This window comes from Ferroglobus sp., from assembly GCF_015521575.1.
In the GTDB taxonomy this organism is placed as follows: Archaea; Halobacteriota; Archaeoglobi; order Archaeoglobales; family Archaeoglobaceae; genus Ferroglobus.
Genome location: NZ_WANY01000097.1, coordinates 1 through 8,166 on the forward strand (window position 1 = coordinate 1; position 8,166 = coordinate 8,166).

The following is an 8,166-nucleotide window of genomic DNA, read 5'->3' on the forward strand; positions in this document are numbered from 1 at the left end:
GCTTTAGGTTTTACTTTTAGCTTTTTAAGAAGACCCTTGATGGCAATGCTTCCAAGCTCGTAAGCTTTCAAGCTCGCCAAACTCCCTCCAAATCTGCCAACGGGCGTTCTAACCCCATCGACGATAACTACCATGAACGAAAATTTTAGAAAGCAGCTAAATATTTTTCGAAATATGATCGAAGATCTGCTTGATGAGGCGATAAAACTCGCGGGAAAGAAATTTGTTGAAATAGAGGAAGAAAAGATAACGATTTTTGGTGATATTCACGGAGATTACTCGACAATGAAGAAGCTTATGAAAGACGCTCATGGATTTTTCATTTTTCTTGGGGACTACGAAGATAGGGGGAGAGAGGCTTTAGAAGTTTATGAGGAGGTGCTGAAGCTATACGTTGAAGGAAAAGCCGTTATGCTCAAGGGCAACCACGAAACCGGAGAAGCTTTTCCCCACGATTTTCCAGCTCTTCTTGAAGAGAAGGGAGTGGGAGAGCTGTATAGCTTATTTAAAAGACTCTGGGAAAAACTACCTCTTTTTGCAGTTGCCGGAGATTTGTTTCTATGTCACGGAGGACTTGCCACGAACTCGTGCAGAGGAGTTGTATCGTTCAGCGAATTGAAAAGAAATCCAGAAAAATACGAGACAGAAATACTCTGGAACGATCCGATGGAGAGAAGAGGCTGCGAATTTAATTACGATAGGGGCATAGGCTACTATTTCGGAAGGGATTTGACGAGAACTTTTTGTGAAGATGAGGGGTTTAGCTGCGTTATTAGGTCCCACCAGCCGTACAAAGTTCTTTTAGTCGAACAGGATGGATACCTAATCACCCTCGGCTCCACGGCAATCCCCTACGGCTTAAGCTCAGCGGCTATCCTCAGAATTAATTTGAGCGAAAGCTATAAAGACGGGAACGATATTGTTAGAAAATTCGGGATAGTTAGGGAGGTCTGGTGATGGAAGTTGTTAAGAATAAGGGAAAATTCGTTTTAAAAGACGGAGACAGGATTCTGAGTTGGATAGCTTTCGAAGAAAACGATGAGATACATTTAATTGAAACCGTAACCGTAGAAGATGCGAAAGGAAAAGGATACGCCTCTAAACTCGTTGAAGAAGTTTTGAAAAAGCTTGAAGGGAAAAACGTCAAAGTTTCCTGCCCCTACATAAAAAGCAGAATCGAGAAGAAAGGCTTAAAGGGAAAGTTTAGATACACTCCCTTGCTTAAGCTTAAAGAAGAAATCGAGAAATTCAACAGATACCGAAGCCCAGAAGCTCACGCGGAGCTTTTAGAATTTGAAAAGAGAAGGGCTAAAGTTCTGTTTACCGGACCATTCTGCGTCTCCTGCGGAATATACGATTACTTTGAGGACGTAATAGTGGATTTGAATGCAAAGGTCGAAAGATTTGAAGAGTTCGAAGAGGGTTTCGTCGTTACCTATCTTTTTAACGAAGATCTCTACTGAGGCATACAAATTTATAAATATTTAGAGCGTCCAGAGGAAAACATGGAAAAAATCAAGCTCGGCTTGGTCGTTTCTGAATTCAACAGAGATATAACGTACATGATGGAAATTCTCGCAAAAGAACATGCGGAATTTCTTGGAGCGGAAATTTCCGAAACGATCAGGGTTCCGGGAGCTTTCGATATACCCATTGCGGTTAAAAAAATGCTCGAAAAGGGGAACGTCGATGCCATCGTTGCCATCGGCTGCGTGATTGAAGGAGAGACGGAGCATGATGAGGTGGTAGCTCAGCATGCTGCAAGGAAGATCATGGATTTAAGCATCGAGTACGGAAAGCCAGTAACGCTTGGTATAAGCGGTCCGGGAATGGGAAGATTGGCAGCTCACGAAAGGGTTGATTACGCTAAGAGAGCTGTTGAAGCAGCTGTAAAGCTCGTGAGGAGGCTGAAAGAGTATGAGGAGGGTAGATAGGATAAAACCCTCCGCCACGATGAAGATTTCTTCAATCGCTAAAGAGCTGAAAAGGAGAGGAGAGGACGTTATAGACCTCGGAGTTGGAGAACCGGATTTTCCCACCCCAAAGCATATCGTAGAAGCTGCTTGCAAAGCTGCAATGGAAGGTAAGACGAAGTACGCTCCAACAAAAGGGATTCCCGAGCTTCTTGAAGCCATAGCGGAGAAACTAAGAGAGGAGAACGGGATAAACGTCGAGGCTAAAAACGTAATCGTCACCCCCGGAGCGAAGTACGCCATTTATGAGGCTATGATGGCAACCCTTGAAGAGGGAGACGAAGTAATCTTGCTCGATCCGGCTTGGGTGAGCTATGAACCTTGCGTAATTCTCTCTGGAGGAAAGCCGGTTTGGGTTGAACACGGAGAGAATTTTGAAGATGCTCCCATCGAAGATTACGTGACGAGTAAGACAAAGATGATCGTCATAAACTCCCCCAACAACCCCCTCGGAGTAGTTTATCCGAAGGAGTTTTTAAAGAAGGTAAGAGATCTGGCTGTTGATCACGACATCTTAGTTATGTCGGACGAAATTTACGAAAAGATAATTTTCGAAGGAGAGCATGTTAGCTTAGCCTCTTTTGACGACATGCTCGAAAGAACTATCACGATAAACGGCTTCTCCAAAACCTATTCGATGACGGGTTTCAGACTCGGGTATGCTGCCGCTCCAGAATGGATCGTGAAGGGGATGGAGAAAATACAATCCCACAGTGTCAGTTCTCCAACAACCTTCGTGCAGTACGCAGGTTTGGCAGCTTTGAAAGGGGATCACAGCTTTTTAAAAGAAATGGTTGAGGAGTTTAGGAGAAGGAAAGAATTTCTTGAGAAAAGTCTGAGAGAAATGGATCTCGAATTCGCTCCTCCCAAAGGAGCGTTCTACATGTTCGTGAAAGTCGGAATGGACAGCGAAAAATTCTGCGAAGAGTTGCTTGAAAAGAAGAAAGTTGCCGTAACCCCCGGAAGTGCATTTGGGAGAAAATTCACCGATTGGATCAGGATAAGCTATGCAACTTCCATGGAAAATTTGAAGAGAGCGGTGGAGAGAATAGGAGATTTCCTCAGAGGGTAGTTACGATATGGAAAGAAAAATTTATTAACAAGCAAAGAAAAAATTAAAGTGAGGTTGATGTAATGTCCACAATACTCATCATAGGGGAACCGGGAACAGGAAAAACGAGGTTAATTTATAAGTATTTGGGTGAATTCAATAAAGTTCTTTGGATCACAACAACGAAGAGTGCCGATATCGTCAGAAAAGAGATCGAGTCAACGTTTAAAGGAATAAACTTGTGGATAGTCGACACTCATACCTGGCAGAGGAGACCGACCCACACCAACAAGGATCTAATCGTTTCCAACCCCCTCAACCTCAACGAGGTGAGCTTGGCGATAGGCAAAGCCCTCGACAATTTAAAAAGTAACTATTTCTTAGCCTTCGACTCAATCTCTGGCTTGCTTCTCTATCACCCTCCCCAGAAGCTTATACACTTTCTGAGGAATATAGTCGTTAGAGTGGAAAGCGAGAACAGTTGCGGAATATTTACCCTCGTTAAAAACGCTCACGACATTCACACCGAAACCTCTGTCAGCTTGATCTTCTCCGATATAATGGAGTTGGAGAGGCAGTGGGTAGATGGGAAAGTTAAAAGGTTTCTGAAAATTATAAGAGCGTCAGAATACATTCCGGTCGATATGAGCGAGTTTAAAATAACGGAGAACGGAATAGAGCTTCCAGATGTTGTCGACGCTTACATAAGAAGAAAGCTGAAGATATGATAGAATTCGCCTTAGCTTTTTTAGCAGGAGTGGTTTCCGTAATCTCACCCTGCGTTCTCCCTTTGATCCCGGTTATTTTCTCGGCAGGGAGATTCTCTTGGAAAGAAGTTTTCCTAATAGTTTTCACTATGGTGGCTACCTTCGTAGCTCTCGGCTACTTTGCGGGAGTTTTCTCCAATTACCTTCTAACGAGAGTTATCGCATCTACTCTTCTCCTTCTCTTCGGTATCGTGCTGCTTGAGGATAGAGTCTACGAAAAGTACGTCGTCGTTGTTAGCAGGATATCCGGGAGATTTTTCAACGTGACATCTCCCCTCCTCCTCGGATTTTCCCTCGGTCTCGTCTGGTCTCCTTGTATAGGCCCGTTTATCGGAGCTTTACTGAGCTACGCAGCATTATCTGGAAGTGAGAAGGGAGCTTTGATAATGCTAAGCTTTGGGATAGGCTTAGCTTCAACCCTTTCCCTCATAGCCCTCTCTTCAGAGAAAATCTCCTACGGAAAAATAGCAAGATACGAAAATAGGATAAGGAAAGTAGCTGGAGTTATAATCGTTCTCTACGCTTTCCTCTTTGCCTTCGGAATTTACTCCAAAATAGTAACTCTCCTCGCGAGGTTAATCCCTCTCTAATTCGATTTCCATGAAATCTTCAGCAACGACCACGTTCTCGAAAATTTGTTTAGCCTCCTCAAGAAGTTTTTCCGGCTCTTTGGAGTAGCGTGCGCTTATATGTGTTAAAACGAGTTTTTTCACGTTAGCTTTTTTCGCAATTACAGCCGCATCCCTCGCTGTTGAGTGCTTAGTCTCTTTAGCCCAATCGTTGAGATCAGAGGTGAAGGCTGCGTCATGTATTAGTAAATCAGCGTTTTTAGCGATCTCTAAAAGCTTTTCCACCGGAGCCGTATCGCCGGTGTAAACGACTTTCCACCCCGGTCTTTTTTCCCCTAAAACCATGTCCGGAGTTATTATCCTCCCTCCGAACTCAACTGCCTCTCCTCTCACGAGTTTCGAATATAATGGACCCGGAGGAATTCCGAGCTCTCTTGCTTTTTCCACGTTAAATTTTCCCCTTCTCTCGTCCTCTATGAAAGCGTAACCCAAGCTTTCTACTATGTGATCGGTTTTAAAAGCCAGAACTTTGAAATTTTCGAATCTAACGAAATCCCCGTCTTTCAACCCTACAACCCTAACCGGAAACTCCAAATTGTGGTAACCGAATTCCCTGAAGAGTTTTCTCAAAAATTTCGAGTTTGGAGAGTATATCGAAAGAGGCTTTTCTCTACCGTTTAAAGACATCGTCTCGAGCAAACCGAAGATCCCAATGAAGTGATCGGTGTGGAGATGAGTTATGAATATCGCCTCTAAATTGAATCCAGTTTTCGCTTTCATCATCTGTCTTTGCGTCCCTTCTCCGCAATCGAAGAGAATTTTGCAACCAGAATAGTTGAGGAGAATAGAAGAAGTGTTTCTATCGACACTCGGAACTGTCCCAGAAGTTCCGAGAAAAGTGACTTTCAAAAACATTTAGCTTTCAAGGACTATTTCGATGTTCACGTCCTTAGGAATCTGAATTCTCATTATCTGCCTTAAAGCTCTCTCATCGGCTGCGATGTCAATCAGTCTCTTGTGGATCCTCATCTCCCAGTGGTCCCACGTTTCACTTCCCTCTCCGTCGGGCGACTTTCTTACCGGCACCACCAACCTTTTCGTTGGCAGCGGAATCGGTCCGGAAATTTCGACGCCCATCTTTTCTGCAATCTCTCTTATCTGCCTGCAAATTCTGTCAAGATCCTTCGGGTTTAATCCAGAGAGCCTGATCCTTGCTTTGTAGCCTTTAATTGCCATATCAAACACCCAAACAAAATAAAAATTGAGGAAGATTACTTCCTTGGAGTTACGTCAAGAACCATTCCAGCTGCTACCGTCATTCCCATGTCTCTTACGGCAAACCTGCCGAGCGGTGGGATGTCCTTCACCTTCTCTATTACCATCGGTCTCGTCGGCTCAAGTTTTACAACGGCAGCATCACCAGTCTTGAGGAACTGCGGGTTCTCTTCCTTCACAGCTCCAGTCCTCGGATCGATCTTCTTCTGCAACTCCACGAACCTGCAAGCCACTTGAGCTGTGTGAGCGTGCACTACAGGAGTGTATCCAACTGTTATGGCTGTCGGGTGCTGCAAAACTACGATCTGAGCGGTGAAGTCCCTTGCTACAGTTGGTGGGTTGTCTGGGTGTCCGGCGACATCTCCTCTCCTTATGTCGTTCTTGCTAACTCCTCTGACGTTGAATCCGATGTTGTCTCCGGGATAAGCTTCTTTGATTGGCTCGTGGTGCATTTCGATGCTCTTAACCTCTCCGACAACACCCGGCGGCTCGAAGATTACTTTGTCTCCAACTTTAAGCACTCCGCTTTCAACTCTTCCCACCGGCACAGTTCCGACACCGCTGATCGAGTAGACGTCCTGAATCGGAATTCTCAATGGCTTGTCGATGAGCTTCTCAGGTGGCTTCAACAAGTCCAAAGCCTCCTTTATCGTCGGACCGTTGTACCAAGTCATTTTGTCGCTCTTCTTGAAGACGTTGTCTCCGTAGTAGGCTGAAACCGGAATGAAAGGAACCTCCTCAGGCTTGTAACCTACAAGCTTTATCAGCTTAGCTACCGCTTCCTTGCATTTTTCGAAAGCTTTCTGATCGTAGTTTACTCTGTCCATCTTGTTGATAGCCACTATTAACTGGTTAATTCCGAGGGTTCTCGCAAGGAATACGTGCTCCTTGGTCTGAGCCTGTACGCAATCCACTACATCTACAACAAGAATTGCAGCATCAGCTTGAGAAGCACCGGTGATCATGTTCTTTATGAAGTCCCTGTGTCCCGGGCAGTCGACGATAGTGATCATGTACTTCTCCGTCTCGAACTTTCTGTGAGCTACGTCAATCGTGATACCTCTTTCTCTCTCCTCCTTCAATTTGTCCATTACCCAAGCGAACTCGAAAGTTGCTTTACCCTTCTCCTGGGCCTCTTTTCTGTATTTCTCAATTAAGTGCTCTGGGATTTCTCCAGCATCGTAAAGCAGCCTTCCGATTAACGTCGACTTACCGTGGTCGACGTGTCCGATCATAGCCACGTTAATGTGTTCCTTCTCCTTTGCCATTCTATCCACCTCCCTTTCTTGAGCTAATTGCTGGAGGGTATATAAAATTTTCACCTTCAAGAAGTATTTCGAAAGCTTGTCGAAGGTTATCGCTCTTGATTTTCACTGAAGAATTTCGAAGGTTTAGCCCAAACATTTTAAATTCTCGTAATGATCTCCTTCAGATGATCGTTCATCCGATAGATTATAGATACGGTACTAAGGAAATGAAGAGAATTTGGAGCGAAGAAAGCAGGATAAAGAGAATGATAAGAGTAGAAATAGCTCTTCTCAAAGCTCTCGCCAAACTTGGATACCTAAGCGAAGAATCTGTAAAGAAACTCGCTAAGAGGGCGAGGAGGATAAGTCCGGAGAGAGTGAAGGAAATTGAAGCCGAGATAAAGCACGATGTAATGGCTCTTGTTAGAGCTATAGCGGAAGTGGCTGAAGATGACAGGTGGATACACTTTGGAGCGACATCGAATGATATAATAGATACTGCTGTTGCGACTCAGCTGAGGGACTCGATAAAAATACTGGAAATAAAACTGGCGAAGCTTGCTTTGAAGCTTGCTGAGAAAGGCGAGAAGTATAGAAACCTCGTTTGCTTGGGTAGAACTCACGGACAGGCAGCACTTCCAACTACTTACGGCTTTAGATTCGCCCTGTGGGCGAGTGAAGTAAAGAGACACTTGGAAAGACTGGAAGAAATGAAGAAAAGGATCTTAGTCGGGCAGATGAGCGGTGCAGTTGGGACGCAAGCTGCTTTCGGAAAGGACGGCTTTGAAATTGAAAATGAGGTAATGAGATTCCTCAATTTAAAACCGGCTGAGATAAGCAGTCAGATAGTTCCGAGAGACGTCTACTGCGAGTACGTCGGGTTTTTGGCAAACGTTGCGGCAACACTTGAAAAAATAGCGACAAACATAAGACTTCTTCAGAGAGCCGAAACTGCAGAAGTTTTCGAGAGGTTCGAAAGAGAAAAGCAAGTCGGCAGCTCCACGATGCCCCACAAAAGGAATCCGATAGACAGCGAACAAATCTGCGGATTGGCGAGAGTAATAAGAGGTTTCGTTGAGCCCCAATATCAAAGCTCGATTCTGTGGGAGGAAAGAGATCTAACGAATTCATCAGCGGAGAGGATAATTTTGGTCGAAGTTACAGTTTTGCTTGACCACATTCTCACAAAAGCTATCAAAGTCGTGGAAGAGCTGGGGATAAACGAGAAGGCTGTGAGAGAGAACTTAGAAAAGCAACGAGGATTGAACATGAGCGAGGCTGTGA

The 8,166-nt window shown here is 44.6% G+C and carries 10 protein-coding genes and 1 pseudogene; 7 read left to right on the plus strand and 4 right to left on the minus strand.

Annotated elements, in window-relative coordinates:
* A pseudogene (locus F7C14_RS04120) lies at nucleotides 1-134 on the minus strand (acetyl-CoA C-acyltransferase); the annotation flags it as partial.
* Between the two features lie 40 nt (nucleotides 135-174).
* Between F7C14_RS04120 and F7C14_RS04125 the strand changes: the two are divergent.
* From F7C14_RS04125 to F7C14_RS04150, 6 genes are all read left to right on the plus strand, one after another.
* On the plus strand, nucleotides 175-957 hold the full coding sequence (locus tag F7C14_RS04125) for a metallophosphoesterase (RefSeq protein ID WP_290900184.1): 783 nt from the start codon (nucleotides 175-177) through the stop codon (nucleotides 955-957).
* Nucleotides 957-1,463 carry a GNAT family N-acetyltransferase gene (locus F7C14_RS04130; RefSeq protein WP_290900185.1) on the plus strand — a complete coding sequence of 169 codons (507 nt, stop codon included), beginning with the start codon at nucleotides 957-959 and terminating at the stop codon, nucleotides 1,461-1,463. The genes F7C14_RS04125 and F7C14_RS04130 overlap by 1 nt, the downstream gene beginning before the upstream one ends.
* 42 nt (nucleotides 1,464-1,505) lie before the next feature.
* Nucleotides 1,506-1,934: a 6,7-dimethyl-8-ribityllumazine synthase gene (ribH, locus tag F7C14_RS04135; protein ID WP_290900186.1), complete on the plus strand. Its 429-nt coding sequence runs from the start codon at nucleotides 1,506-1,508 to the stop codon at nucleotides 1,932-1,934.
* Nucleotides 1,918-3,045 (plus strand): pyridoxal phosphate-dependent aminotransferase, encoded by a 1,128-nt coding sequence (locus F7C14_RS04140; RefSeq protein ID WP_290900187.1) that lies wholly within the window; start codon nucleotides 1,918-1,920, stop codon nucleotides 3,043-3,045. Before ribH ends, F7C14_RS04140 begins: the two co-directional genes overlap by 17 nt.
* 62 nt (nucleotides 3,046-3,107) lie before the next feature.
* Entirely contained in the window at nucleotides 3,108-3,752 is a 645-nt protein-coding gene (locus tag F7C14_RS04145) for an ATPase domain-containing protein (protein ID WP_290900188.1), read from the plus strand.
* Nucleotides 3,749-4,381 (plus strand): cytochrome c biogenesis protein CcdA, encoded by a 633-nt coding sequence (locus F7C14_RS04150; protein ID WP_290900189.1) that lies wholly within the window; start codon nucleotides 3,749-3,751, stop codon nucleotides 4,379-4,381. Before F7C14_RS04145 ends, F7C14_RS04150 begins: the two co-directional genes overlap by 4 nt.
* Here the strand turns inward: F7C14_RS04150 and F7C14_RS04155 are convergent.
* The 3 genes from F7C14_RS04155 to tuf are packed head-to-tail and all read right to left on the minus strand — an operon-like array spanning nucleotide 4,367 to nucleotide 6,903.
* The gene (locus F7C14_RS04155; protein ID WP_290900190.1) at nucleotides 4,367-5,275 is read right to left on the minus strand and encodes a ribonuclease Z; all 909 of its coding nucleotides are present in this window, start codon (nucleotides 5,273-5,275) and stop codon (nucleotides 4,367-4,369) included. The genes F7C14_RS04150 and F7C14_RS04155 overlap by 15 nt on opposite strands.
* Nucleotides 5,276-5,596 (minus strand): 30S ribosomal protein S10, encoded by a 321-nt coding sequence (gene rpsJ / locus F7C14_RS04160; protein WP_012966884.1) that lies wholly within the window; start codon nucleotides 5,594-5,596, stop codon nucleotides 5,276-5,278.
* 35 nt (nucleotides 5,597-5,631) lie between these two features.
* Nucleotides 5,632-6,903, minus strand: a complete 1,272-nt coding sequence (gene tuf / locus F7C14_RS04165; RefSeq protein WP_290900191.1) for a translation elongation factor EF-1 subunit alpha — start codon at nucleotides 6,901-6,903, stop codon at nucleotides 5,632-5,634.
* Between the two features lie 164 nt (nucleotides 6,904-7,067).
* Between tuf and purB the strand changes: the two genes are divergently transcribed.
* The coding region (purB, locus tag F7C14_RS04170) for an adenylosuccinate lyase (RefSeq protein ID WP_290900192.1) at nucleotides 7,068-8,166 on the plus strand (1,099 nt) is incomplete at its 3' end.